Source organism: Microcystis sp. LE19-41.2A, from assembly GCF_027530405.1.
GTDB lineage: Bacteria > Cyanobacteriota > Cyanobacteriia > Cyanobacteriales > Microcystaceae > Microcystis > Microcystis aeruginosa.
Genome location: NZ_JAPZQJ010000086.1, coordinates 1 through 1,068, shown reverse-complemented (window position 1 = coordinate 1,068; position 1,068 = coordinate 1). Strand labels below are relative to the sequence as shown.

Annotated in this window: 1 protein-coding gene; it reads left to right on the top strand. The window is 44.6% G+C overall.

Going from position 1 to position 1,068, the window contains the following annotated elements:
• The first annotated feature begins 367 nt into the window (after nt 1–367).
• Entirely contained in the window at nt 368–565 is a 198-nt protein-coding gene (locus O9290_RS03695) for a hypothetical protein (RefSeq protein WP_002757710.1), read from the top strand.
• Nucleotides 566–1,068 lie beyond the last annotated feature (503 nt).

Here is a 1,068-nt window from a genome sequence, read left to right as displayed (position 1 = left end):
GAAATGGGGCGAAAGTCTGTGGACTCTGTGTAAGACAGTACATGGTTTTTTAACTGTGGTATGCGACGGTGGTGGAAGCAGAAACTTAAATCGTGAGGTTTAGGAATCGCCGCACTTTTAGGGCGGCGAGGATGTCAACTTCGCTCTCCTGTACGCTTAGGCCGGATCGCCCCTTCAACCGAATCGCCCGAACTCCTATTTTTCCAAGCCTCTCAGGGTAATGCCTTCAGCCAATCCTTAAAAAAGTATTAAGAAAACGGGAAGGGGTCAAAAAAAATAAGGAATTTTCGGATATCACCTTTTCCGTAAACTCCCCTATAATTGACGACTGTTTATCTTTATTCCTTTCTGTGAGGAGTTTAAACCTATGACATTATCAACACTTATCAAAAAATCGATCGGTGGTCGGGTCGCCCTTATCGGTCTATCTTTACTCGCTCCTGTATCTGGTGCGAGCGCCGCTACTTTTGGCTTTTCTTTCTCGAATGTGGATGGCCCGGTTAGTGGTACAGTTTCTGGGACAATAGAGTTGCCGGACGCGGCACTAACCACGGATGGGATATAGGCGGCTACCGCTCTTTCCGTCACCTCCGCTCCTGCCGCTTTAGGATACACGCTACCGGTTATTGGTACATTCCCATCATCGGGCCCTAATGCTTTTAATGTTGTGGGTGGTAATATCATTCTGTCCGGTACTCAATTCGCTCGTGGTCAATTGTTCGTAACGGGTTCTCCAAATGCATTTGGATTAAATTCTCCTCTCGGAACTCTATTCGGTACAAACGGGGTTGCTGATGCTTCAAGTGGAGTTTTAGACTCAAATAAAAGGATTTTCCGCCGCTAAAAATTCCGTAACCCCTTGACAATTTACCCGACTAGGGAGACGAAATTATTTTTACTCCCTAGTCTCTTTCCCAAAAAATAAACATGGTTCTTCGGTTTTTGTTATGCAATGGACGGGGGTTATAAGGGATGGAACCCTTATATAGAAAGGCATTTGGCGATTTTTGTCAATTATTTTTGATCTAGAGCGAACTAATCAATTAAGTCTCTTGCCAGATAAGGATT